The following is a 24,153-nucleotide window of genomic DNA, read 5'->3' as shown; positions in this document are numbered from 1 at the left end:
CGTAATCTTGGGTCGTGGACATTAGCATCGGTATCAACAACAGCCCCCGTGAGATCAACTTCGAGTCGGCACAGTCGTCGAGCGAGGTCGAGACCATCATCGCCGAGGCATTGAACTCGGATGCCAAGTACGTCAGCCTGCGTGACGCCAAGGGCAAGCTTTACATCGTTCCTACCGCGTCAGTCTCCTACGTCGAACTCGGCGAAGAAGAGTCGCGCCGCATCGGATTCGTGGCCTAACAGTGGAACTGCTGTTCGTCACCGTCATCGGAGCGTCGCTCGCAACCATCATCCGCTACCTGCTGCCGTCGCGCGGCATGTACGGTGCGGCGCTGCTGCCCGCTGTCGGTGCTGCGGTTACCGCAACGGTGTGGGTCGCCCTCGTGTGGGTCGGTTTGACCTTTGACGGCGGCTGGATCTGGGTTGCAAGCCTGCTTGCCGGCATTGCCGTGGCTCTGGTCGTCGCCATCCGCCTGCCGCGCCACCGCGAAGCCGCCGACGTGCGTTCTTTCGAAACGCTCTCACGCGGCTAACTGAACGCAGCTCGCTAGGCGGTGAGGCCGAGCGCATCCATGCGGCGCGTGTGCGCCGCGATAAGTTCGGTGAATACCGGCTCAACCTGCGCCTCGGTGGTGCGAGTGTGGTCGGGAAAGACGAGCGCCGATCGCGCCAACAGCATCATGTCGCCCATGAGACGACGGCCCCACATGGCGAGCCGTGAATCGAGGCGAGGGTTTGCGTCGATCGCTGCCTGCAAGTACTCCGCGAGAACTTTCTCGCCGGATTCTCCGCGGAAAATCGCGACCAGGCGGGAGTGGGATTCTGACGGCAGTCCGGCCGCAAGCAGCGCATAGAAGTCGTCAAAGAATCCGGCACTCAGATAGGCCGTAATGAGTGCTTCATACCAATCGGCGCCGCGAGAGATGCGCTCGAAGTTGTCGACCGACTCAGTAAAGGGGTCCATCACTTCCGCTGGCGAGCCGCCGGCCTTGGTGATTTCGTCTACCAGCTGACGGTGCTTCGACAGCGACAGCTCTGCGGCCTTACCGATCGCGGTCTTCGCCGCCGTCGTCGGGGCGTTAGCAATGACGCGCGAAAGGTTCTCAAAGATCTTGAGCTGCACATACGCTGCGCGCCCCAAGAAGGCGAGAATGTCGGGAGTGAACTCCGCGAGGGCTACTTTTTCGGTCGCTGCAACATCAGACCGTGACCGAAGGCGAGGCACTTCGATGCGACCTGGCTTGCGCGAAAACCACTTAACCACGGAGCCAGCTTAGAGCGTGTGAGAGCCCTGCGCAGGTGCAACAACCCGCCTCGCCGCCTCAATTCACGGCCTCGACCCAGCAGAACCCGCTAAACTGCGGGCATCCCCCCGACTCAGGAGGGGGTCCGGCGCCCCAGGTCAAAAAGGGCGCATCGCACCTAGACGGGCTTCATACGTGACTTTTTCAGAACTTAATATCGATCAGGACATGGTCGATGCTCTTGCCACCAAGGGCATCATCGAACCGTTCCCGATCCAAACCCAAACCATTCCTATGGGCCTCGCAGGCCAGGACATCATCGGTCAGGCTAAGACCGGTACCGGTAAAACTCTCGGCTTCGGTCTCCCCGTACTGCAGTCGCTCGGCAAAGATCCCGAGCCCGGAGTAAAGGCACTCATCGTGGTGCCGACTCGCGAACTGTGTGTTCAGGTAGCTGAAGACCTCGTGCTCGCAGCATCCAACCGCTCCACCAAGATCGCCGCCATTTACGGTGGCAAGGCCTACGAGGGTCAGGTCGAACAGATCAAGGCCGGCGCCCAAGTTATCGTCGGCACGCCCGGTCGTTTGCTCGACCTCGCCAGCCAGCGCATGCTGTCGCTCAAAGACATCAAGGTGATGGTTTTGGATGAGGCAGACAAGATGCTCGACCTCGGCTTCCTTGCCGACATCGAGAAATTGTTTGCTCAGACTCCTCCTACCCGCCACACGATGCTGTTCTCGGCAACGATGCCCGGCCCGATCGTGGCTCTCGCTCGTCGCTTCATGAACAAGCCCATCCACATCCGCGCCACCGACCCCGACGAGGGCCTGACGCAGAAGAACATCAAGCACGTCGTCTACCGCGCTCACAATCTCGACAAAGACGAAGTTATTGCGCGCATCCTGCAGTCTGAGGGTCGAGGCAAGACGGTTGTCTTCACGCGCACCAAGCGTGCCGCTGCCAAGCTCGTTGAAGAGCTGAACGACCGTGGCTTCAACGCTGCCGCCGTGCACGGTGACCTCAACCAAGAGCAGCGCGAGCGCGCCATGGCAGCGTTCAAGGCGGGCAAGAAAGACATTCTCATTGCGACGGATGTTGCGGCACGAGGCATCGACGTCAACGACGTCACGCACGTGATCAACCACACCATCCCCGACGACCACGACACGTACCTGCACCGCGCAGGCCGCACGGGCCGCGCCGGCAAGACCGGTGTTGCTGTCACATTCGTGGACTGGGCAGACATGCTCAAGTGGACGCACATCAACAAGGCACTCGAAATGGGCATCCCCGAGCCAACCGAGACTTACTCGTCGAGCCCGCACCTTTTCACCGACCTCGACATCCCTGAGGGCACCAAGGGCCGTCTCCCCGGATCGCACGCCCCGGCAGTGCGCGCCAGCGGTGCTGCTTCAGGTTCCGGATCGGGATCGGGATCGGGCGGCGGTCGTGGATCGCAGCGTTCAACCGATTCCTCACGCCCTCCCCGCAACCGCACGCGGTCGGGATCGGGATCGGGTTCTGGCTCCACCACCGGTGCACGATCGAGCGAAGGCAGCTCGGTAGCCAGCGCCCGCGCCACCGACGACAGCAACCGCCCCGAAGGTGGCGGCACCCACGACGGAGGAGCACCCGCCCGTCGCAAGCGCACGCGTCGTCGTCGTGGCGGAAACGAAGGCGCACCGACTGCGCCTCCGACCGCATAGCGCACGCCGCTCGTCCGATTCATTAGAAAGCCCCACCTCGCGTGGGGCTTTCTTCGTTGTGCGCGGCGCCGCCTGCCGCTGCCCATAAACGCTCTCAATGCGGTGCGCGCCAGCTCTGGTTTTATCGCCAGAACAGGCGCACAATAGAAAAAATGTTCCTCAGCGCGCGGTAGCCAAGGAGGAGATCAATGCCGGTGCAACAGAAGAACTCATCACCAGATTTCATGCCCGTTCTCGCGGCTGGACGCCATCGCACTCCCCGCCGAGGCGGCTGCTTCATGGAGTTCGCCTCTTACCTCGCCGGCGAAAAGTGGAGCGACCATCCCTCGTGCACTCATCCGGCACTCGCCGTTCTGGCGCGTCTCGTCAATGACTGCACCCCCGACCAGCACCGCTCAGAGCTGGTCGAGCTCATCCCCTCCGTCATCGGGCTGACGAGCGACGACCCGCGCCTAGAACTTCGCATCGCACTGCGCGCGGCAACCGCCGCCCTACCGATCGCCAGCGAAGGACGGCAACGGGCTCTCGCTGTCGGCATCATTGCTACGCAATCACAGCTGGCGATTATCGAGCCTCACACCGACGACGATCTGGCTGATCTTGTCACTGCGGCGTTCGCTCAGGCACCAGCGTCCGAATTCTGGGCGCGCAAATTCAGTGCGGATTGCCCCGACAACGGTCGAGGTCGTCGACCTCGGGACGTGACGCGAATGACCCAGTCGATCATCCGCAGCTCAGTGATTGGTATCGCCTGCGCGTGCTCGCCCGGCGCCGACCAACGACTGAAAGCGCTGCTTCAGAGCGCTATCGACGATTGCCGGATGCTCGTCGAAAACGACACCACCGACATCCGCTCCATCTCGGCAGAAGTCGCGACAATGGCTGCGACATCAAGGCCGAAGTCGCTGCTAGCAACACTTCTACGGTCGTAGCGAGTCAGCAACACCACGCAGGGTGGTCGCGGATTCCGTGAGCAAGCGCAGCTCTGTCTCGCTGAAGGTGGTTTCTTTGATCGGGACTGCGCCGGAGGCACTCACGATGCAGGGTACCGACAGCGCGACACCGCTGATTCCATGGAAGTCAGTGAGCACGGGAGCAACTGGCATGACGGAGTGCTTGTCACCGAGGATCGCCTCCACGATGTGGGCAGTCGACAACCCGATCGCATAGTTCGTCGCGCCCTTGCCCTCGATGACTTTGTAGGCGGCGTTGCGGACGCCGTCGGCGATGTCATCGAGCTCTGCTTCTGTCATGCGGGGGTGGCCGTCGCGTTGCCATTCCAGAATCGGAACCCCACCGATGGTGGCGCGTGACCACAGCGGAAACTCGGAGTCGCCGTGCTCGCCAATGATCGACGCGTGAACGCTAGAAGGTGAGACGCCGGCGCGCTCGGCAAGCTTCCAGCGCAGCCGCGAGGTATCGAGCACGGTGCCGGACGCAAAGATACGCTCGGGCGGAAGCCCCGACTGCTCGTGAGCGAGCACCGTGAGCACATCACAGGGGTTGGTCACAATGATGTAGATCGCGTCAGGCGCGACTTCCATGAGCTGCGGCATCATCGAACCGATAATGCGGGCGTTGACATCAGCAAGTTCGATGCGGGATTGGCCGGGGTTCTGCTTCGCGCCAGCCGTGATCACTACGACGTGCGATCCCTTCACGACCGAGATATCGCTACCGCCCATAATTTGGCTCGACCCCGTGAACTGAGTGCCGTGGGAAAGGTCGAGAACTTCGGCATCCACCTTTTTCGTCGCGATGTCATACAGGGCTATTTGGCGGGCCGACCCTCTGATCAGGGCAGCATAGGCGGCGCTCGCCCCCACACTTCCGGCTCCAACAATGGTCAGCTTTGAGTTCTCGACAAGGCTCATGCGATTAGTGTCCCACGGCCGTGCTTTTCTCGGCCAGAGGCGTTCTGCGTTTAGGGCGACTAGGCCGTCATCGCCGCAGCGAGCTGCGCAATGATTCGCTCCAGAATGGGGCGCGACGTTGCGAGGTTCATACGAATGTGGCCGGCCCCGACAGCGCCGTAGCCGACACCGCCATTGACTCGGATGCCCGCCTTCTCTGCCAACATCTCGGAGAGTTCTGGCTCGTCCGAGTAGGCGCGCAAGTCAAGCCAGGACAGGTAAGTGCCCTGCATCGGAGCCATGCGAGCCTCCGGCAGCAGCTCGGCGAGCGCCGCCCGCGCATACTCGATGTTGCCTTCGATGTACTCACGCACTTCGCCAAGCCACGGCTCGCCACCGAGGTACGCGGCGGTGTTGAGGCGCATGCCGGGCGTGCTGGCACCGTGGGACGCCATCCAGCCGATTGTTTCCCACAGCGTGCGGTCGGCGTCGTTGCTCAGGATAATTTGCGCACACTTGAGCCCGGGCAGGTTGAAGGCCTTCGACGTGCTGGTTGCGGTGATCGCAACGCGTGCTCCGGCATCCGAAACACTCGCCAACGGCACGTGCTTGTTGCCGAAGAGAGTGAGCGGCGAGTGGATCTCGTCACTGAAAATGCGAGCACCGTGGGCGTCAGCGACATCGGCGAGCGCCGACAACTCAGCGGCGGTGAAGACTTTGCCGGTCGGGTTGCCGGGGTTGGCGAGCACGAAGAGGTTCGCACCAGCGGCGAAGTGCTGAGCGATGTCGTCAAGGTCGAGTGAGAAGCTGCCGTCGTCGCCGCGCAACATGGGCGACTCGATGACCTCGCGGCCAAAGCTCTTCGGCAACATCAAGAACGGCATGTAAGCGGGGGTCGGCACGATTACCGGCGCACCAGGCTTACTGAACTCGAGGATGGCGAGCTCGAGCCCCTTGAGAACGTCAGGGAGAGGATGCACGTCGACGGCATCCACATTCCAGCCGTACTGCTCGCGGTGCCATTTCGCTGTCGCCGCGTTCATCTCGAGGGCCACGGATTCTGCGGGGTAACCGAACTCGAGGCGCTCAGCGATCGCGGCCCACTCGTCAAGCACGGCGGGGGCGGTGCCGTAGTCCATTTCAGCGACGCCGGCGCAAAGCAGCTCACCTTCGGGCGCCGTCCATTTGTTGCTGCCACGGCTGCGCAAAAGTTCGGGGGTGAGGGCGTTCCACTGTTCGGCGTTGCTGGTCATGCTGTCTCCTACTCGGCGGGGTGCTGCGGGTGCGCGGCCTCTCAGGCCACGCGGTCGTTACGGTGTGGGGTTCGCGAGGAACGGTTGCGATCCGGTCGCGCGGGCGATGATTTTCTCAAGCACTTCAGGGTCCGTGGTGTTTTCGGCAAGACGGTTGGGTTTGCCTTCGCCGTGATAGTCACTTGACCCGGTAATTTCGAGCCCGAATTTCTTGACGACCGTCAGCAGCCAGGCTTTGCCCTCTTCGGTGTTGTCGCGGTGGTGAACCTCAAGCCCGAACAGGCCGTTGTCGACGAGTTCACGAATGACTGAGTCATCCATCGATCGATACTTTCCATGGGCGGCCGGATGCGCGAGCACGGGCACTCCCCCGGCAGCGACGATCATCTTCACTCCCTCGAGCGGGCTGGGCGCGTAGTACTTCTCGTAGTAACCGCCCTGCCAGTGCAGGATGCTTTCAAACGCGGCACTGCGGTTAGCGACGTGACCTTTGCGCACGAGCGCGTCGGCAATGTGGGGGCGCCCCAGCGTGGTGCCGTCGGACGATTCGGCGAGCACATCATCCCAGGTCAGATCGTAGTCGAGGGCAATCTTTTCGACGATTCGTTCGGCGCGACGAAGCCGACCATCACGGATGCGCGCCGTTTCGGTCACAATGGTGCGATTGAGCGGGTCGAAGAGGTAAGCGAGCACGTGAACGCTCGCTGGCCCGAAGTTGGTGCTCAATTCCATGCCCGGAATCACATTGATCCCTGACGCGGATGCCGCAGAAATGGCCTCGTGCCAGCCAGCGGTGGAGTCGTGGTCGGTGAGCGCTACCGTTCCCAATCCAGCGCGGGCGGCGGAGCGCACCAGCTGGGTAGGGGTTTCGGTACCGTCAGACACGGCACTATGAGTGTGCAGGTCGATCGGGGTGTTGAGCATTATGCAAGCCTATTGCTCTAGGCTCAGGTCGCTATGATTCAACGCTTTCTTGCGGCGATCTTTATACTCGCCACCGCTGCCGCCCTTATTGTCGCGGCCTGGCCTCAGCTGTTCTCTCTGGAACAGACGGTTGGTGCTGCTCAGGTGGTATCGATGCGCGGGCTCAGCGCTGCTGCCGCTTTCGTGGCCGTACTGGCGTTGACACTCATTGCTCTGTTATCGGCGCGGATGCACCGCTTCGCGGCATCGCTAGCGGTGGTGGCGCTCGCGTTTAGCGCGCTCACTCTCGTGGTGTTGGCCACGCGTGGTTTCGGCAGCCCAGGCTTTGAGACGAAAGCTGAGGGCGATGTAACGGTGCTGTCGTGGAACACGCTCGGCGACGCTCCCGGCGCTCAAGCGATTGCTGATCTTGCGCTCGAGAACGACGCCGACATTGTGAGCCTTCCGGAGAGCACCCGAGAGTTGGGCTTCGAAGTTGCCCAGCTGATGGCGGCAGCAGACCGACCAATGTGGGTTCACACTCTCGCCTACGACCAGATTTCGAAGTCACGATCGACAACAGTGCTCATCAGCGTTGCCCTCGGCGAATATGACGTTGACCTGCAAGCGCGAACCACCTCGACTCTGCCGAGTGTCGTAGCGATTCCTCAAGACCCCGCCAATCCCACGATTGTGGCCGTGCACGCCGTCGCCCCCGTGCGAGGCGAGATGACGAACTGGCGCACCGACCTCGAGTGGTTGGCCGAACAGTGTCGCGGCAGCAATGTCATCCTCGCTGGGGATTTCAATTCGACCCTCGACCACTATGCCTCCCTCACCGATGGGGCGGATTTTGCTCTCGGCAGTTGCACGGATGCCGCGTCCGCGACCGATAACGCCGCGATCGGCACGTGGCCGACCCAGTTGCCTTCGCTCTTGGGAGCCCCCATTGACCATGTGATGTCCACAAGCGAGTGGACCACGACGGGGATGCGCGTGATCGAGTCGCACGACGGCTTCGGCAGCGACCACCGCCCGATTCTTGCGACGCTGTCACGCACTCAGTAGCCACCCAGCCTGAGCGCCGACTACCGCGCAATCAGGCGAACCCTGAGGGTCCCTCTCGATAGTGCTTTTTGCAGCCTAACGAGAGACACTAGAGGTATGGCAGATACTTCGGCACCCAGCCCCCGCGCGACCTCTAACCGTTCTACGACTCCGCAGTCTTCGGGCTTCGCTGAGTACATCTCTTCGGGGTGGGCTGAGCGCGTTGACGCCGAGGTCACTCCCCGCGAGCAGTCTGCTTTTGCCGCTGCGCGCCGCGAGCGCCTCTCACAGCTTCATATCGGCCAGCGCCTCATCATTCCGGCAGGCGCCGCCAAGGTTCGCTCTAACGACACCGACTACCCATTCCGCGCTCACTCCACCTTTGCGCACGTCACCGGGTGGGGTTCGGATGTTGTTGCCGGCAGTGTTCTCGTAATGGAGCCCACCGCTACTGGCCACTCGGCCACCCTGTACTTCCGTCCGGCTGCCGGCCGCGATACGAGCGAGTTCTATGCCAACCCGGATGTCGGAGAATTCTGGACCGGACCGCGCCCCTCGCTGGAGAACGTTGCTACCGATCTCGGCCTGGCAACTCTGCCGCTGGTCGAGTTTGAGGCCGTGCTCGACAGCGTCGACGCCTCAACGCTGATCGTGCGCGACGCCGACCGCGATGTCACTGACCAGGTTGATGGCCGCCGCCTGCTCGTTGCCGACTCTGAGGCTCTTGAGCACGATGGCGACGACGAGCTGAGCCGCGACCTGAGCGAGCTACGCCTCGTCAAGGATTCCTACGAGATCACTGAAATGCGCGCCGCCGTTGACGCCACGCAGCTGGGCTTCAACGACGTCATCGCTGATCTGCCCAACATCGTGCAGCACACCCGCGGCGAGCGCCTCGTGGAGGGCACCTTCAACCGTCGCGCCCGCGCCGAGGGCAACACTGTCGGTTACGACACCATTGCCGCGTCAGGCCCGCACGCGTGCGTCTTGCACTGGACTCGCAACGATGGGCCGGTCAATGCCGGCGACCTCATCCTGATTGACGCCGGCATTGAGCTCGACAGCTACTACACGGCCGACATCACTCGCACCCTGCCCATCAGCGGCACGTTCACCGAGGTGCAGCGTCGCGTGTACAACGCGGTGTTGGAAGCGGCGGATGCGGCGTTCGCTATCGTGCGCCCCGGAATCAAGTTCCGCGACATCCACGCCGAAGCAATGCGTGTCATCGCTGAGAAGACCGCTGAGTGGGGTTTCCTGCCCGTCTCGGCCGAAGAGTCGCTGCAGGCTGACAAGCAGTTCCACCGCCGCTACATGGTGCACGGCACGAGCCACCACCTCGGCATTGACGTGCACGACTGCGCTGCAGCCCGTCGCGACATGTACCTTGATGGCGTGCTGGAGCCCGGCATGGTCTTCACGATCGAGCCCGGCCTCTACTTCCAGCCCGATGACCTCACCGTTCCCGAGGAATACCGTGGCATCGGCGTGCGCATCGAAGACGACATCGTCGTCACCGAAGACGGCGCTGAGAACCTGTCGGTAAACATCCCGAGAACAGCGGATGCCGTCGAAGCGTGGATCGCCCGCTCCTAGTTGTGGAGGCGCGCGTCAGCCCAGTGCGGCGCGCGCCATATCAGCACCGCTACTAAGCGGTACTTGGCCGCTATTTGGCGGCGTCGTCTGAGCGTGCGCTGTCGGCGCTATCGGCATCCGACCCGACGGTATCGCTGCTCCCGACAGTTTCTGTCGAGGTGGGAGCTTCAGTCGGGGTAGGTACGTGCGGTGCTGAATGCACGCCCTGCGCGCTGGCAGCCGTGCCGAGGATTGTGTGAGCCTTGGCGGTGAGGCCGGGCGCGATGATGATGTCGTAGTGATCAGCCAGCAGTTGTGAGGTTGCCGCGTAGTCGCGACGCTTGCGCATGATCGAGTAGTTGACGACGCCGAAGATCATTCCGATTCCGGCACCGGCCACGATGGCGGCAAAGAAGATGCCGATCTGTTGCGTGGTGAAGGGCGAAATGATCGTCGAGATCAGTCCGAAGAAGAGTCCAAGCCACGCACCGCTCGTGGCACCGGAGAGTGCGGCACGACCATAACTGAGGCGGGCAGTGATCACTTCGACGGTCGTGAGCTCGCGACCGACGATCGCGACGCCTTTGATATCGAACTCTGCTTTGGCTAGTTGGTTGATTACGGCTTGGGCGTCGGTGTAGCTGGCATACCGGCCAAGTACGTCTCCGCGGGGCACGCTCGACTGAAGCGGTGCGCGGCGGGAAAATCCACTGAAGTTACTCATCGGTTCATTCTCCCATGCAGGGGTAGGGTTTTACTTGTGAGCACCTCAAGAGTATTCGTCGCCCGATTGGTGGGCTGCTCAATTTTCGACCCCAATGGCGACCGCGTGGGCAAGGTCCGCGACGTGCTAGTCGTTGAGCGCGGCGATGCGAGCCCTCGCGTGGTCGGAATGATCGCTGAAGTTCCCGGTAAGCGCCATGTTTTCTTGTCGATTGGTCGCGTCACGAGCATTGGCTCGGGGCAGATCATCACCACGGGTCTTCTGAACTTGCGCCGCTTCGAGCAGCGCGGTGGCGAAATCCGTGTCATGGCTGAGCTCTTGGGTCGGCGCGTGTCGATGCGCGATGGCTCTGGCGAAGCTCAAATCGAAGACGTGTCGATCGAAGAGGTCGACATTGGCGAGTGGGAGATCAGCCAGCTCTTCTTGCGTCGCCCGAAGGCTAGCGGTTCGCCGCTCTTCGCGAAGGGCCCCACCGACTTTGCCGAGTGGGATGAACTGAAGCACAACACGCACGAGGGCGAGGCCCAATCGGCGACTCAGCTCGTTGCGAGCTTCTCTGATCTTTTGCCTGCCGACCTCGCCAATGCGATGCTCGAACTTCCCGAGCAGCGCATGATGGAAGTGGCTGAAGAACTTTCTGACGACCGCCTCGCTGATGTGCTCGAAGAGATGCCCGAAAACGAACAGGTCGCGCTGCTCAATAAGCTCGACGATGATCGTGCCGCCGACGTGCTCGATGAGATGCAGCCGGATGACGCTGCCGACCTCATCGCCCACCTCAGCGATGAGCGCGGCGAGATACTGCTCGACCTCATGGAGCCCGAAGAAGCCGAAGATGTGCGCTTCTTGCTCAGCTACGCTCCCGACACGGCAGGTGGACTCATGACCACCGAGCCCATCATTGTGTCTGCCGACGCCACTGTTGCTGAGGGTCTGGCCCTCATTCGTCGTCACGACCTTGCCCCGGCACTCGGTGCCGCCATTTGCGTCACGCTGCCGCCGTATGAGCCGCCGACCGGCCGCCTGCTCGGCATGGTGCACTTTCAACGGATGCTGCGCTACCCACCCAATGAACGCCTGGGTGCCCTGATCGACCAATCGCTTGAACCGGTACGCTCGTCCACGACTGCCGCAGAAGTGTCGCGCATTCTTGCGAGTTATGACCTCGTGTCAGTGCCCGTGGTCGATGACAACCATCGTTTGCTCGGGGTGGTGACCATTGACGACGTGCTTGACCATCTGCTTCCCGATGACTGGCGAAGTACCACCGACGAGTCGGCGAGCTTCGACGACACCTCTACGAGACCTCTAACCATCGTTCAGCAGAAAGAAATTCGCGCAGGGAGGGCACCCCGTGGCACTAGCTAAGCGGTCACTTCGATCACAGCGCAATGACATGCGCCTCGACACCCCCAAGGGTTTGCGCAGCGGGTTCGGCATGTTCCAGAGTCGCGACCGTATGGGCCGCTACTCAGAGGCTTTCGCTCGCGGCATGGGAACCCCGTGGTTCCTGGTCGGTCTTTCCGCCTTCGTGGGCGTCTGGTTGATCTACAACACAAGCGCGCCTCTGGATGCACAGTTTGACCCGCGCTCCACCAACTTCACCCTGCTCACGCTCATCCTGTCGTTGCAGGCCTCCTACGCTGCGCCCATGATTCTGCTCGCCCAGAACCGTCAAGATGACCGCGACCGCGTGCAGATTGAACAAGACCGGCAGCGCGCAGAACGCAACCTCAACGACACCGAGTACTTGGCCCGCGAGGTCGTGGCACTGCGCCTCGCCATGACTGACCTCGCCAGCAAGGACTTCATCCGCGCGGAGCTTCGTGGCCTGCTCGAAGAGCTTGAGAAAGACGCCGAAGCCGACACGGAGAACCGTGAACGCTGAGCTCGAAGCCGCGGTACTCTCCTCCCTCGCCTCGGTGATTGACCCCGAGATTCGGCGACCAGTGACAGAGCTCGACATGATCTCTGGGGTATCTGTCGATGACGCGGGTGCGGCATCCGTGGGCCTAACTTTGACGATTGTCGGATGCCCGGCCGCAACCTCGATCGAACGCGACGTGCGCGAGGCTACCGAGCGTGTGGCCGGCATCACGGCGGTGACCGTCGACGTGTCGATCATGTCGCCGGCGCAGCGCACTGCTCTCACCGAAAAGCTGCGCAAGGGCAAGCCCAAGACGATGCAATTCGGGCCGGAGTCGCTGACCCAGATCGTGGCCGTGACAAGTGGCAAGGGCGGGGTCGGTAAGTCGACACTCACCGCGAACCTCGCGGTCTCACTTGCTCAGAGCGGTCTGCGCGTCGGCGTAATCGATGCCGATGTATTCGGCTTCTCGATTCCCGGCCTGCTCGGTTTGCATGGCGCCAAGCCCACCCAGGTGGGCGAGATGATTCTGCCGCCAGTCGCCTACGACGTGAAGGTCATCTCGATCGGTATGTTCGTCGAAGAGAACACGGCTGTGTCGTGGCGTGGACCGATGTTGCACCGCACTATTCAGCAGTTCTTGACCGACGTGTTCTTCGGCGACCTCGATGTGCTGCTGCTCGACCTGCCTCCCGGCACGGGTGATGTCGCGATCTCCCTCGGGCAACTGCTGCCGCACTCCGATGTCGTGGTTGTCACGACTCCGCAGTCGGCCGCCGCCGATGTTGCGGAACGTAGCGGGCTTGTCGCTCGCCAAACCGGTCAGCGGGTCATCGGCGTCATCGAAAACATGGCCGGTCTCCCCCAGCCCGACGGCAGCGTGCTCGAACTTTTTGGTTCTGGTGGTGGGGCGGATGCCGCAGCCAAGCTCTCCACGCCAGACGAGCCCGTCACGGTGCTCGCATCCATTCCGCTCAGCATTGCTCTGCGCGAAGGTGGCGATTCCGGGGTTCCCGTGGTGATCGCGGCTCCCGCGGATCCGGCAGCTCAGGCCATCACGGCTCTTGCCACGACTCTCCGTTCGCTCAAGCGCAGCGTTGCCGGCCGCAAGCTCGGCCTCAGCCCGCGCTAGCACTGCTGTTCTGCACTGCGGCATCTGGACGCCTACGCAGCACGGCATCCCGAAAGCAGGCTATTGACTTTCGATAGATATGCATCGATTATCGATGCATGGAAGTTTCTCTACCCCGGCCTTCTCTTGGCGCAGCAATAGCGACGTGGATTGCGCTCGGCCTGCTCGCGATCGCTGCGTTGGCGAGTTGCATCGCCCTAGTGCCGCTATCGCAGCTGGCCGCTACCGAGTATCCAGAGTTCAACGACCTGCGGGTCCCGCTGCTCACCTTAGGGCTCGCTTTTGGGCTCTGCGTTGAGGTGATTCTCGCATCCACAGCCGTTCTGGTCGGCTTTATTCGGCAAGACGAGATCTTCAATCCTGATGCAGCACGCTTAGTAAACCTGCTCGCCACCAGCGTTGCGGTTGCCACCGTTTTAGCGGGAGCAACGCTCGCTTTCATCCCAGGCCCACCGCTGCTGGCCTTCGCGGTTATCGCGAGCGTTCTGGTCGGTGTGACACTCTTCCTCGTTCTCCTCGTGCTGAGATCTCTGCTGCAGCGAGCGGTGCTGATGAGAACCGAACTTGATGAGGTGGTGTAATGGCGATACGCATCCTCATCGACCGTCTTCTCCTCGAGCGCGGGATGTCAGTGGGAGAGTTTGCCGAGGCCGTAGGAATAACCCCCGCCAACGTCGCCGTACTCAAGAACGGGCGAGCTCGGGCCGTGCGGTTTTCAACTCTGGATTCGATCTGTCGAGTCCTGGATTGCCAGCCCGGCGACATCCTCGTGTGGGATGACGAAGAGCAGTAGTCGCCGCCAGCTCGTTCGCCCCGTTAACGCAAAAACACCACAGCAGTAATTGCTGCGGTGTTGCGTAAACCGGCTGGCGGTTGGCTACGGCATGGTGTTGTAGCGACGGGTGGGCACGCGACGGTATCCGTCGGTTGCAACGGCACGCAGGGTTGCGGCGATACCGGTTGCAGCAAGTGCCGCGATGATGATTAGTTCGAAGTTCATGTCTATATTCTGACGTTCGGAAACCTTTTAGAACAAGATGATCTTTCTTAGCTAACCTTGTAGGCTAACTACGTGGAGATACGGCGTCTGGAACTGCTGCGGGAGTTGGCTGACCGCGGCAGCATTACGGCAGTCGCTAAGGCAACGATGCGCACGCCCTCGGCCGTCTCTCAGCAGCTCAAAATTCTGGAACGCGAGGCCGGAATCCCTCTCACCGAGCGCGTAGGTCGCGGCATCGTCTTGACGTCGGCCGGCCGGGCGCTCGCCCACACCGCGGCCGATGTGGCTACCGCAATCGAGAAAGCCGAAGCGCTGTGGAACGACTTTCGAGAGTCCCCCCGCGGTGACGTCACCATGACCATCTTCCCCACCGGCGGCGAGATGTTGTTGCCGGGGCTCTTTCACGCCGTGAATCGCCAGCAGGGGCTCACTCTGAGCTGCCACGACCAAGACTCTGTGCTCGAAGATGTCGCTAACCTCACCGCTGACTACGACGTTGTCGTCTCCGACTCGCCGCACGTTCTGCCCGCCTGGACCGAGCGGGGGCTCGCTGTGGTTCCGCTCATGCGTGAGTCTCTGGATGTCGCTCTGCCCGAAGATCATCCGCTCGGCCGCAAGGCGGCACTGACCCCCGCCGACCTCATCGACGAGACGTGGATCGGCGTGCCGACCGGGTTGCCCTTCGACCGCATCCTTCGCCGCATCGAGGCCGCGAATGGCGCGCCAGCCAAAGTCGCGCAACGTCTCACCGACAACAGCATCGTTGAAGCCGTCGTGGCAGCCGGCCACGGCATCGCCATCCTGCCGCGCTTCACTACCCGAGACCGCGAGAACGGCCTCATCACACGCCCCCTCAAAGGTGTGCCGTCGTCGAGGCTCATCTCGGCACTGCTGCGCCCCGACCGCGCCGAACGTCCCTCCGTGCGCGCCGTCGTGAAAGCCCTCGTCGATGAGGCGACGCGCTTCGAACGGGAGCACACGGTCTAGCGCCGCCGCGCATCCGCCCGCTTAGAATCACGGAGTGGAATACTCGCTACGCCCCAGCACCGCGCACGACCTCGACTGGTTACTCGACCTGCGCGCTATCGAGCTACGAGCCGATCTTGAACGGCACGGCCTCTTCGATCCCGTTCGGGTGCGCACCTGGATGAGCGACGCCTTCGCGCCCGAGAACACCCAGATCATTCGGGTCGCCGGCGAGGATGTCGGCTCGATTAGCGTGCGCCACGAACCGGATGCGCGCTGGATCGAGCACTTCTACCTGCCCGCACGTCTGCAGGGGCACGGCATCGGAAGTCAGGTTCTCGCCGAAGTGCTCGCCCGGCCAGACCACCGCCCCTTTCGCCTCATTGTGCTTCAGGGCAGCGCCGCGCTGCGGCTCTACGAACGACACGGCTTCACGCCGTACGACGAAGACGACCACGACGTGTGGCTGACGCGACCCGCCTCCGTCTCGTAACGCTCGAAGCGACGGCGCCCTACTCGGTCGGCTCGATCAGTCGCGCGAGCAACTCGATAAGCAGGCGTTCGGTGAGCGGTGCGGGCATCGCGGCGATGAGGGCCAACAGTGGCGCCATCCGCTCGGGAAGGCCGTGGTCGCCAGCACCGATGCCGAGCGCGCCGAGGAGGCCCGCTGCGGTCGCCGAATCGAGGGGGGCGGCATCCGGGTTCCCCAACGCTGCGAGCGCCTCAGCCGGCAACGTGGCCAGTACAGCTTCTGCGGAGACGGCGGGCACGCCGCGCACTTCGTCAGCCGCCATCCGCAGCGCCGCGCTCAAGTCATCGAGCACGTTCGCGGTCACGGGAGTCACAGTGAGGTGGGTCGTGGCGGGCAACATCGTTCCGTCACTCTGCACGAGCGAGGGCTGCAGTTGCAGCAAGAAGCCATGCTCGCGTGTTTGGTCGGCCCAGTGGTGCGGGTCAACGCGGCGGTCAACAGCAACCGAGTCATCGGATGCGATAGCTAACAGCGGCCCGACGGGATTGCCCACAACGCGGAGGCCTTCAATCTCGCCGATGACGTCGCGCAGGGCCTGAGTGGACCGCGCACACGACTCAGAGAGCTCGGCGAGCCCACTCGTGCCGAGTGCCTGAATAATCGCCCACGCAGCCGCGAGTGGCCCTGCAGACTTCGAGCCCAAGATGGTGGGGTTGACGATCGGGTAGCCCGGCCAGCGCGTCGTCGCGAAGTATTGCGTGCGTTGGCGGTCACGACCGTGCTGCAGGATCACCGAGGCACCCTTGGGCGAGTAGCCAAACTTGTGCAGGTCGGCGCTGATGCTCGTGACGCCCGGCACTTCAAAGTTCCAGGGGGCGACGCCCTCCCAGAACGGAAGCACCCAGCCGCCGATGCAGGCATCAACGTGACAGGCGATTCCGCGCTCGGCTGCTGCAGCCGCGACCTCGACGATGGGGTCCATTGCCGCGTGCGCATAGCTCGGAGCCGACACCACGACGAGAGCGACATCGTCGCCCATGCGTGCAATGAGATCGCTCGCGGCGACATCGCCACCCGGGCCAACCGGCACGAGATCCAGTTCGAGCCCGAAGTAGTGTGCCGCTTTCTGGAACGCCGCATGCACCGTCACGGGAGCCAGCAACCGGGGCATTCCTGTGCGCGCCGAGGCGCCGGTTCCCCGCCACACGTCGCGCGCCGTCTTGACGGCCAGTAGACAACTTTCGGTACCGCCGGTCGTGACGGTGCCGACGACATCCTCGTCGCCACCGAGCATGTCGCGGGCAAAGCCAAGAACCTCGCGTTCCATGACGGCAACCGAGGTGAAGGTGGTCGGGTCGAGGCCGTTGACGGGCTGCACGGCACGAATGGCTTGCGCTGCGAGCTCGTCGAGCTCCGCGAGGCCGGAGTCGTAGACATACGACAGCACATGGCCACCGTGGGTGGGAGCATCCGCTTCGCGTAGCGAGTTAAGGCGCTCAAGAATGTCGGCGGGCTGGTGGTCGAACTTCATCGGGTCTCCTGATCGTTCGAAGTGGTGGTTGGGCCACTTGTGGGGTGTGGTTCAGCATCGGCATGGTCAATGTCGCTGCGGCGCAACGGGTAGCGCCTAAAGGTCAGCAGCGAGAGGCCGATGATCACGGCGGGCACGATGCTGAAGCTGATGATGATTCCGGCGATGGCCGAATCGGGTTGGGTCACGGTCTGGTTGGCCACTGATTCGAGATAACCGGATGCCGCGAGCACAGTCGTGAGCACGGTGGCTCCGAGTGCCATGCCGGTGGTTTCCCCCGCGGTCCAGACTCCCCCGAAGGTGCCGGCCGAGGCGATGCGGTGCCGGCGGGAGTCGTGGGAGATCACGTCGGGAAGCATCGACATGGGCAGTGCTTGCATTCCGGCGTAGCCAGCTCCGGCGAGCGCGACGGGTGCATAGATCCACGCGCCGGGGGCCCACAGTTGCGGCACGATCAGCAGGGCACCGAGGCCATAGCAGGCGGAGGCCCACACGAAGGCGCGCTCTTTGCCGATGCGGCGAGAGATGGCAGCCCAGACCGGAGCGAAGAGCAGCGCTGGCCCGATGAGCGACACGAACAGGATCGCTACCCCGGTGCCCAGCACCCACGTCGCGACGTATTGCGCCCCCGCGAGCATGACGCCCGTCGCGAGCCCTTGCAGCAGGAAGGTCAGCAGCAGGGCGCGGAACGGCTGGCTCCGCTTGAGCGCGGCGATTCCCGACTTATAGGTGTCAACGATCGACACGGTCGGCGTCAGCGAGACGGTGCCGGTGCGAGCCGAGAACGACGAAATTACGAGCGAGACGCCCATGAGCGCGGCGGCCGAAACGGCCATCACGAGATAGCCGAGCCGTTCATCCGCAAAGGCATCACGAATTTCTGGTGCGCCAGCACCGAACAGCAGAATCGCTACCGTGAGCACGACTACGCGCACCGCGAGCAACCGAGTGCGTTCGTCATAGCTGCGGGTGAGTTCGGCAGGCAAGGCGATATACGGCACTTGGAACATACTGAACGCGGTTGCCGTGGCAACGAAGGCGATAAACACCCAGATGCCCGACGCAAGCGGGCCAATGCCGGCCGGCACCGCAAACGTGAGAACAAACAAGATCGGCAACAGGATGGCACCAAGAAGCATCGCCGGTCGCCGAGTGCCATGGTGCGCCAGGCTGCGGTCGCTACGCGCACCAATCACAGGATCGATGATCACGTCCCACACTTTGGCTGCGGTCACGAGGATGCCGGCGGCAAGCGCCGCAATCCCCAGCGTGTCGGTCAGGTAGTACACGAGCACGAGCCCGGGCAGGGCACCAAAACCGCCGGTGCCAAGAGAACCGATGGCATAGGTGGCGATGGAGCTTCGGGAAAGAGCTCGCGGCGCTGCGGTCGTCATCTTCGTGAGCCTAGCGCTTTGCTCAGCCGAAATTGTGGCGCACGGTCGTAGTGTTGAGTTATGTCGCCTCACACAGTCGTTTCACTGATCGGGTCGCGTCGTCGCGACACTCTCGTCGCCCAGCTGCGGTGCACCACCTCCGACACGGCCACCGTGATTGCTCCCTTCACGGGCAAGGCCCTGCATGAGTTGCCGCAGAGTTCGACCCGCGATGTTCGGGATGCCGCGACAGCCGCCCGGCGAGCGCAGCGCGCCTGGCAGTCCGCCGGCTTTGCCTACCGTCGCCGCGTGCTGCTGCGCGCCCATGATCTGCTGCTGGAACGCAAGGATGAGCTGCTCGACCTGCTGCAAACCGAGTCGGGCAAGACGCGTGGTCAAGCGTTCGAAGAGATCTTTCAGGCCGCGACGATCACGCGCTACTACGCCGTTTCTGCCGAGCGGGTGTTGGCCACCAAGCGTCGCCGGGCGGGCATTCCGCTGCTGATGTCGACGCACGTGAGCTACTCCCCCAAGCAACTCATCGGAGTCGTCACGCCGTGGAACTATCCGATCGCACTCGGGGCAATGGATATCGTTCCCGCCCTCGCTGCCGGCAGTGCCGTCATCCAGAAGATCGACAATCAGGGCGCGCTGTCGATGCTCGCCACTCGCGAGGCCTACATTGATGCGGGCGTGCCTGCTGCCGTCTGGCCAATTATGGCGGGCCCCGGCGACCAGGTCGGCAATGCCGTTGTCGATAACAGCGACTACATCTGTTTCACCGGCTCGACGCCGACGGGCACCAAAGTCGGTAAGCGTGCGGCCGGGCGTCTGATCGGCGCTTCGCTCGAGCTCGGCGGCAAGAACCCTCTGCTCGTGCTGGGCGATGCAGATCCAGTACAGGCCGCTGAGGATGCCGTCTACGCCTGCTTCGCCTCAATGGGTCAGTTGTGCGTTTCGATCGAACGCATCTACGTGCACAAGTCGATCGCTGCGGAGTTCTCTCGCGCCTTCGCCGAACGCGTGAAGGCTCTCTCCCAGACCTCAGCCCTCGACTACTCGGGCGACGTGGGATCTCTCACGTCGAAGGCCCAACTCGAACGCGTGCAAGCACATGTCGAGGATGCCGTCACCAAGGGTGCCACTGTGCTCGCTGGAGGAATCCCCCGCCCCGATCTCGGCCCCTACTTTTACGCTCCGACCGTGCTGACGGATGTCACCGCCGAGATGGAGTGCTTTGCCAACGAGACGTTTGGCCCGGTGGTCGCGATCACGAGTGTCGAGAGTGACACCGACGCGATCAACCGCGCTAACGACACCGAGTTCGGCCTCAATGCCTCCATCTTCAGCGGTTCGATCGCTCATGCTCGTCGCTTGGCCGATCGACTGGATGCGGGCAGCGTCAACATCAACGAGGGTTACCGTGGCAGCTTCTCGAGCGTCGATGCGCCGATGGGCGGCATGAAGCACTCAGGCTTAGGGCGCCGCAACGGGCCAGAAGGCATCCTGCGTTTCGTGCAATCGCGCACCGTCTCGCAGTCGAACGGCATTCTACAATTGCCACGTTCGGGTGCTGAATTCGCGGCGATGGCTGGCCTCATGGTGACGCTGTTGGGTGTGCTGAAGCTGCTGCGCCGCCGCTAACCGCGGCTGGTCGTGAGGAAGATGGGGAGCTAAGTAGCTTCGTTATCGAAGGGCGCGACTTCGCCGGCCTTCAGTTCAGCTTTGAGTTGCGATTGGCGTTCAGCGAGCGCTGCTTGCCGTTCGGCATACGCGGCTGAGCGTGGAGGCCGCACCTTGACGGGCGGCGTCTCATCTTCAAGAAGAGCATCGCGGATGATGCGGCGAGGGTCGTACTGGCGCGGGTCAAGCTGCTTCCAGTCGATGTCGTCGAAGTCGGGGCCCATCTCTTCACGCATGCGATCTTTAGCGCCGTTGGCCATGTCACGCAGCGAGCGGACGAGGCGTGCGAGTTGAGATGCGTAGTAGGGCAAACGGTCGGGGCCAAGCAAAAAGACAGCGATGATCCCGATGATCAGCAGTTTGTCGAATGTGAGACCGAAGGACACCCGTTTAGCTTACCGCTGCCTTCGCGCGCTGCGTCTACAGTTGACCACAGCGATAGGAGCAATGTGTCAGACAAGCAGTTGAGTTGGAAGTACGCCGAGGAGTTCGTCATCGAACCCCCAGAGATCGCCGCGGCGCGCGTACATTCCAGCGAGCTAGGAATCGAAGCGGTGAGCCCCGCGGTCGGTGCTCAGCTGGCCCTGCTCGCTGCCGCTACGGGCGCCAAGAGCATCATCGAAGTCGGCACTGGTGTTGGCATTAGTGGGCTGTGGATGCTCGCAGGCAGCCCCGGCGCTTTGCTCACCACTATCGACTCCGAGATTGACCACCAGCAGGTGGCCCGTTCCGTGTTCGCTGAGGCTGGCATTCAAGCGAATCGCGTGCGTCAGATCGGCGGAAAAGCAGCCGAGGTTCTTCCTCGCATGAACGAGTCGAGCTACGACCTCGTCTTCATCGACGCCGACCCGCAGTCTGTTATCGAGTATGTCGAACACGGCCTGCGCTTGGTTCGTCCCGGTGGTGTTGTGGCCGTCGCGCACGCTCTCTGGCGTGACCGCGTGCCGGATCCCGCGCAGCGCGATGCCACTGTCTCAAACTTCCGTTCGCTGCTCAAAGAGATTTCCCAATCGACCGCTGTGATCAGTTCGCTGATTCCCGTGGGCGACGGGCTCCTTCAACTCACCAAGCTCAGCGACTAACACGCTCAGCGAACGCTCACCCGGCATTCAGCATCGTGTCCGTACTGTGGTTCAACTACCGCCACCCTGTACGCACACGACAGAGCGCGCGCTGCCGAGGAACTTGGAATCTCCGCACGCCGTGAGAACGGAGCATCCATGAATAGCAATGATCGTGACGGCTGGGTTCGCGTTCGAGGGGCCCGCGAAAACAACCTCGCCAACATCGACCTCGATGTGCCGCGAGATTGCATGGTGGCTTTCACCGGCATCTCCGGTTCCGGAAAGTCTTCTCTCGCCTTTGGCACCCTCTACGCCGAAGCCCAACGGCGCTACTTCGAGTCGGTCGCCCCCTACGCTCGGCGCCTGCTCAACCAGGTCGGCGCGCCCGACGTCACCGACATCACCGGCCTCCCACCCGCTGTCGCCCTCCAACAGCGTCGCGGAGCACCAAGCTCGCGCTCGAGCGTCGGCACGATCACTACGCTCTCCAATCTGCTGCGCATGTTGTATTCCCGCGCCGGCACATACCCCGCTGGCGTCAGCCATTTGTCGGCCGAAGCCTTCTCGCCGAACACCGCGACCGGAGCTTGCCCGCGCTGTCACGGCCTCGGTGTCGTGCACGATGTGACGGAAGATCTGCTCGTTCCCGACCCCACGCTCTCGATTCGCGACGGCGCGATCGCCGCTTGGCCCGGAGCGTGGCAGGGCGCCAACCTCAAGAGCATCGTCAACGGCCTTGGGATCGACACTCGAGCACCGTGGAACGCTCTCAGCCGCAAGGATCGCGACTGGCTGCTCTACACCGAAGAACAGCCTTCCGTCTTCATCCAGCCCGAAGAGGGCCGCGTCGACCACGGCTACAACGGCAAGTTCTGGAGTGCTCGCAAGCACACCATGAACGTGCTCTCGCAGTCTCAGAGCGAGCGGATGCGCGAGCGAGCGCTCCGCTTCGTGCAGAGCATGGCGTGCCCCGAGTGTGGTGGTAGCGGCCTGCAGGCAAATGCGCTGTCCGTCACCTTCGCTGGGCTCAGCATCGCCGAGCTGAATGCCGTGCCGCTGACTGATCTTGCCGACCGTCTCCGCGACGGCATGGGCCCCCGCGAAAGCGATGGTTCGGCCGATGCCTCCGACGGCAACGAGGTCGCGCGCCGGATCGGCGACGACGTTATTGCCCGCGTTGAGGTGCTCCTCGACCTCGGTCTCGGCTACCTCAGCCTCGGCCGCAACTCCACAACGCTCTCCCCCGGCGAAGCACAACGCCTGCGCATCGCCACCCAACTGCGCTCCGGCCTCTTCGGCGTCGTCTATGTGCTCGACGAGCCCTCCGCGGGATTGCACCCCGCGGATGCGGCACCGCTACTGAAAGTGCTCGACCGTTTGACGGCATCCGGCAACTCCCTGTTTGTCGTGGAGCACGATCTCGATGTGATTCGACGAGCCGACTGGATCGTCGACATCGGCCCCGGCGCTGGCGAAGGCGGCGGGCAGCTCGTCTACTCCGGCCCCGTTGACGGCCTCAAAGATGTGCCCGAATCGATCACCGCCCGCTATCTCTTTCCGCAGCAAGCGCAGCCGCTGCGCGAGGTGCGCACCCCGGAGTCGTGGGTGCGCCTCGACAAGGCATCGCTGCACAACATCCGCGATCTCACCGTCGACTTCCCGCTTGGCGTGATGACCGCCGTCACGGGCGTGTCAGGTTCGGGCAAGTCAACGCTCGTGACCCAGATACTCGCGCAGGCGGTGCGCTCTCATCTCGGTACTGCTCCGGATGACACGGCCGAAGCTGATGACCAGCCCCATGACCTGACGCTCGAAGACACCACCGGGCTCGACTCTTTCGATCGTCTCGTGCTTGTCGACCAGCGCCCCATCGGACGCACCCCACGCTCGAACCTCGCGACCTACACCGGAATGTTCGATGTCGTTCGCAAGCTCTTCGCGGCAACCGACGAAGCGCAGGCACGCGGCTACACCGCGAGCAGGTTCTCCTTCAACGTCGCCGGCGGACGCTGCGAAACCTGCCAGGGCGAAGGCTTCGTCTCAGTCGAGCTGCTGTTCCTGCCCGGAACGTACGCTCCCTGTCACACGTGCCACGGTGCCCGCTACAACGACGACACACTTGAGGTCACCTACCTCGGCAAGAACATCGCCGAAGTACTGGGCATGACCGTCAACACCGCCGCAGACTTCTTCGCCGGATCCACCTCGGCGCTGCGCAGCCTCGACACCCTGCGCGATGTTGGCCTCGGCTACCTGCGTCTCGGCCAGCCAGCCACAGAACTCAGCGGTGGAGAAGCGCAGCGCATCAAGCTCGCGACCGAGCTGCAGCGCGCGCGTCGCGGCCATGCGCTCTACCTGCTCGACGAACCTACATCGGGGCTGCATCCGTCGGATACTGAGCTCTTGCTGGCGCAGCTTCAACGACTCGTGGATGCCGGCAACACTGTCGTGCTCGTCGAGCACGACCTCGCCACCATTGCTGCGAGCGACTGGGTGATCGACTTGGGCCCCAGCGGCGGAGACAAGGGCGGCACTATCGTCGCCACAGGAACTCCCCGCGAGGTTGCCGCGGGCACCGGCGCAACAGCGAAGTATCTCAGCGAGTGGATCGATACCCGCGCAGCGGGCTAACCGCCCATGCCGTTGGCTATCCACAAACATCGGGCGTTAACCACAAAACACCGAACACGAAGTGATCGTGTTCGGTGCTGTGTTTCGACTAGCCTTACGCGCTAAGCGTGGGCCGCCGATTAAAGCTGA

General features: G+C 63.0%; 25 protein-coding genes. 16 read left to right on the top strand and 9 right to left on the bottom strand.

Going from position 1 to position 24,153, the window contains the following annotated elements; genetic code table 11:
* Nucleotides 1-14 precede the first annotated feature (14 nt).
* Complete coding sequence (locus I6E60_RS12505; protein WP_129073342.1) at nt 15-239, top strand: DUF3107 domain-containing protein; 225 nt, start codon at nt 15-17, stop codon at nt 237-239.
* A gap of 2 nt (nt 240-241) precedes the next feature.
* Nucleotides 242-532: a hypothetical protein gene (locus I6E60_RS12500; RefSeq protein WP_197125501.1), complete on the top strand. Its 291-nt coding sequence runs from the start codon at nt 242-244 to the stop codon at nt 530-532.
* Nucleotides 533-546: 14 nt separating this feature from the next.
* On the opposite strand, the gene I6E60_RS12495 is transcribed toward I6E60_RS12500, so the two are convergent.
* A complete protein-coding gene (locus tag I6E60_RS12495) occupies nt 547-1,263 on the bottom strand; it encodes a ferritin-like fold-containing protein (RefSeq protein ID WP_197125502.1) in 717 nt (238 codons plus the stop codon).
* Nucleotides 1,264-1,438: 175 nt separating this feature from the next.
* Here I6E60_RS12495 and I6E60_RS12490 point away from each other — a divergent pair, with 175 nt between their 5' ends.
* On the top strand, nt 1,439-2,950 hold the full coding sequence (locus tag I6E60_RS12490) for a DEAD/DEAH box helicase (protein ID WP_197180635.1): 1,512 nt from the start codon (nt 1,439-1,441) through the stop codon (nt 2,948-2,950).
* A 278-nt stretch (nt 2,951-3,228) separates the two neighbouring features.
* Complete coding sequence (locus I6E60_RS12485) at nt 3,229-3,882, top strand: hypothetical protein (RefSeq protein ID WP_197180633.1); 654 nt, start codon at nt 3,229-3,231, stop codon at nt 3,880-3,882.
* Here I6E60_RS12485 and I6E60_RS12480 read toward each other — a convergent pair.
* The 3 genes from I6E60_RS12480 to I6E60_RS12470 are packed head-to-tail and all read right to left on the bottom strand — an operon-like array spanning nt 3,871 to nt 6,980.
* Entirely contained in the window at nt 3,871-4,824 is a 954-nt protein-coding gene (locus I6E60_RS12480) for an L-lactate dehydrogenase (protein WP_197125505.1), read from the bottom strand. The two genes, I6E60_RS12485 and I6E60_RS12480, sit on opposite strands and share 12 nt — an antisense overlap.
* Before the next feature lie 59 nt (nt 4,825-4,883).
* Nucleotides 4,884-6,056 (bottom strand): MalY/PatB family protein, encoded by a 1,173-nt coding sequence (locus I6E60_RS12475; RefSeq protein WP_197180632.1) that lies wholly within the window; start codon nt 6,054-6,056, stop codon nt 4,884-4,886.
* Between the two features lie 57 nt (nt 6,057-6,113).
* Nucleotides 6,114-6,980 (bottom strand): PHP domain-containing protein, encoded by an 867-nt coding sequence (locus tag I6E60_RS12470; protein ID WP_197180630.1) that lies wholly within the window; start codon nt 6,978-6,980, stop codon nt 6,114-6,116.
* Nucleotides 6,981-7,013: 33 nt separating this feature from the next.
* Here I6E60_RS12470 and I6E60_RS12465 point away from each other — a divergent pair, with 33 nt between their 5' ends.
* Together I6E60_RS12465 and I6E60_RS12460 are read left to right on the top strand one after the other, a co-directional pair.
* Nucleotides 7,014-8,027, top strand: coding sequence for an endonuclease/exonuclease/phosphatase family protein (locus tag I6E60_RS12465; protein ID WP_197180628.1), 1,014 nt, complete (start codon nt 7,014-7,016; stop codon nt 8,025-8,027).
* Nucleotides 8,028-8,123: 96 nt separating this feature from the next.
* Nucleotides 8,124-9,602 (top strand): aminopeptidase P family protein, encoded by a 1,479-nt coding sequence (locus tag I6E60_RS12460; protein WP_197180627.1) that lies wholly within the window; start codon nt 8,124-8,126, stop codon nt 9,600-9,602.
* Nucleotides 9,603-9,672: 70 nt separating this feature from the next.
* On the opposite strand, the gene I6E60_RS12455 is transcribed toward I6E60_RS12460, so the two are convergent.
* A complete protein-coding gene (locus tag I6E60_RS12455) occupies nt 9,673-10,305 on the bottom strand; it encodes a general stress protein (protein ID WP_197180625.1) in 633 nt (210 codons plus the stop codon).
* Between the two features lie 36 nt (nt 10,306-10,341).
* Here I6E60_RS12455 and I6E60_RS12450 point away from each other — a divergent pair, with 36 nt between their 5' ends.
* The 5 genes from I6E60_RS12450 (at nt 10,342) to I6E60_RS12430 (ending at nt 14,097) form a co-directional block, all read left to right on the top strand.
* Nucleotides 10,342-11,673 (top strand): magnesium transporter MgtE N-terminal domain-containing protein, encoded by a 1,332-nt coding sequence (locus I6E60_RS12450; protein ID WP_197125517.1) that lies wholly within the window; start codon nt 10,342-10,344, stop codon nt 11,671-11,673.
* 28 nt (nt 11,674-11,701) lie between these two features.
* On the top strand, nt 11,702-12,193 hold the full coding sequence (locus I6E60_RS12445) for a DUF1003 domain-containing protein (RefSeq protein ID WP_197126352.1): 492 nt from the start codon (nt 11,702-11,704) through the stop codon (nt 12,191-12,193).
* Complete coding sequence (locus tag I6E60_RS12440; protein ID WP_197180624.1) at nt 12,183-13,304, top strand: P-loop NTPase; 1,122 nt, start codon at nt 12,183-12,185, stop codon at nt 13,302-13,304. The genes I6E60_RS12445 and I6E60_RS12440 overlap by 11 nt, the downstream gene beginning before the upstream one ends.
* 98 nt (nt 13,305-13,402) lie before the next feature.
* Entirely contained in the window at nt 13,403-13,885 is a 483-nt protein-coding gene (locus I6E60_RS12435) for a DUF2975 domain-containing protein (RefSeq protein WP_197180622.1), read from the top strand.
* Nucleotides 13,885-14,097, top strand: coding sequence for a helix-turn-helix transcriptional regulator (locus I6E60_RS12430; protein ID WP_197180621.1), 213 nt, complete (start codon nt 13,885-13,887; stop codon nt 14,095-14,097). Before I6E60_RS12435 ends, I6E60_RS12430 begins: the two co-directional genes overlap by 1 nt.
* Nucleotides 14,098-14,181: 84 nt before the next feature.
* On the opposite strand, the gene I6E60_RS14570 is transcribed toward I6E60_RS12430, so the two are convergent.
* Nucleotides 14,182-14,304, bottom strand: coding sequence for a hypothetical protein (locus tag I6E60_RS14570; RefSeq protein ID WP_255529165.1), 123 nt, complete (start codon nt 14,302-14,304; stop codon nt 14,182-14,184).
* A gap of 72 nt (nt 14,305-14,376) precedes the next feature.
* Between I6E60_RS14570 and I6E60_RS12425 the strand changes: the two genes are divergently transcribed.
* Together I6E60_RS12425 and I6E60_RS12420 are read left to right on the top strand one after the other, a co-directional pair.
* Nucleotides 14,377-15,291 carry a LysR family transcriptional regulator gene (locus I6E60_RS12425; RefSeq protein ID WP_197180620.1) on the top strand — a complete coding sequence of 305 codons (915 nt, stop codon included), beginning with the start codon at nt 14,377-14,379 and terminating at the stop codon, nt 15,289-15,291.
* A gap of 34 nt (nt 15,292-15,325) precedes the next feature.
* Entirely contained in the window at nt 15,326-15,763 is a 438-nt protein-coding gene (locus tag I6E60_RS12420; RefSeq protein WP_197180618.1) for a GNAT family N-acetyltransferase, read from the top strand.
* A 19-nt stretch (nt 15,764-15,782) separates the two neighbouring features.
* Here I6E60_RS12420 and I6E60_RS12415 read toward each other — a convergent pair whose 3' ends face one another.
* Both I6E60_RS12415 and I6E60_RS12410 read right to left on the bottom strand, forming a co-directional pair.
* Entirely contained in the window at nt 15,783-17,273 is a 1,491-nt protein-coding gene (locus tag I6E60_RS12415; RefSeq protein WP_197180617.1) for a pyridoxal-dependent decarboxylase, read from the bottom strand.
* Complete coding sequence (locus tag I6E60_RS12410; RefSeq protein ID WP_197157815.1) at nt 17,270-18,667, bottom strand: MFS transporter; 1,398 nt, start codon at nt 18,665-18,667, stop codon at nt 17,270-17,272. The genes I6E60_RS12415 and I6E60_RS12410 overlap by 4 nt, the downstream gene beginning before the upstream one ends.
* 60 nt (nt 18,668-18,727) lie before the next feature.
* Between I6E60_RS12410 and I6E60_RS12405 the strand changes: the two genes are divergently transcribed.
* The gene (locus I6E60_RS12405; protein WP_197125534.1) at nt 18,728-20,290 is read left to right on the top strand and encodes a succinic semialdehyde dehydrogenase; all 1,563 of its coding nucleotides are present in this window, start codon (nt 18,728-18,730) and stop codon (nt 20,288-20,290) included.
* Nucleotides 20,291-20,319: 29 nt separating this feature from the next.
* Here I6E60_RS12405 and I6E60_RS12400 read toward each other — a convergent pair whose 3' ends face one another.
* Nucleotides 20,320-20,715, bottom strand: a complete 396-nt coding sequence (locus tag I6E60_RS12400; protein WP_197107371.1) for a sec-independent translocase — start codon at nt 20,713-20,715, stop codon at nt 20,320-20,322.
* Nucleotides 20,716-20,778: 63 nt separating this feature from the next.
* Here I6E60_RS12400 and I6E60_RS12395 point away from each other — a divergent pair, with 63 nt between their 5' ends.
* Together I6E60_RS12395 and uvrA are read left to right on the top strand one after the other, a co-directional pair.
* Nucleotides 20,779-21,411 (top strand): O-methyltransferase, encoded by a 633-nt coding sequence (locus I6E60_RS12395; RefSeq protein WP_197180615.1) that lies wholly within the window; start codon nt 20,779-20,781, stop codon nt 21,409-21,411.
* 138 nt (nt 21,412-21,549) lie between these two features.
* Nucleotides 21,550-24,024 (top strand): excinuclease ABC subunit UvrA, encoded by a 2,475-nt coding sequence (gene uvrA / locus I6E60_RS12390; protein WP_197180614.1) that lies wholly within the window; start codon nt 21,550-21,552, stop codon nt 24,022-24,024.
* Nucleotides 24,025-24,153 lie beyond the last annotated feature (129 nt).

The sequence above is a fragment of the Salinibacterium sp. SWN167 genome (genome assembly GCF_015864665.1).
Lineage (GTDB): Bacteria > Actinomycetota > Actinomycetes > Actinomycetales > Microbacteriaceae > Rhodoglobus.
This window is presented reverse-complemented; position numbering and strand designations above follow the sequence as displayed.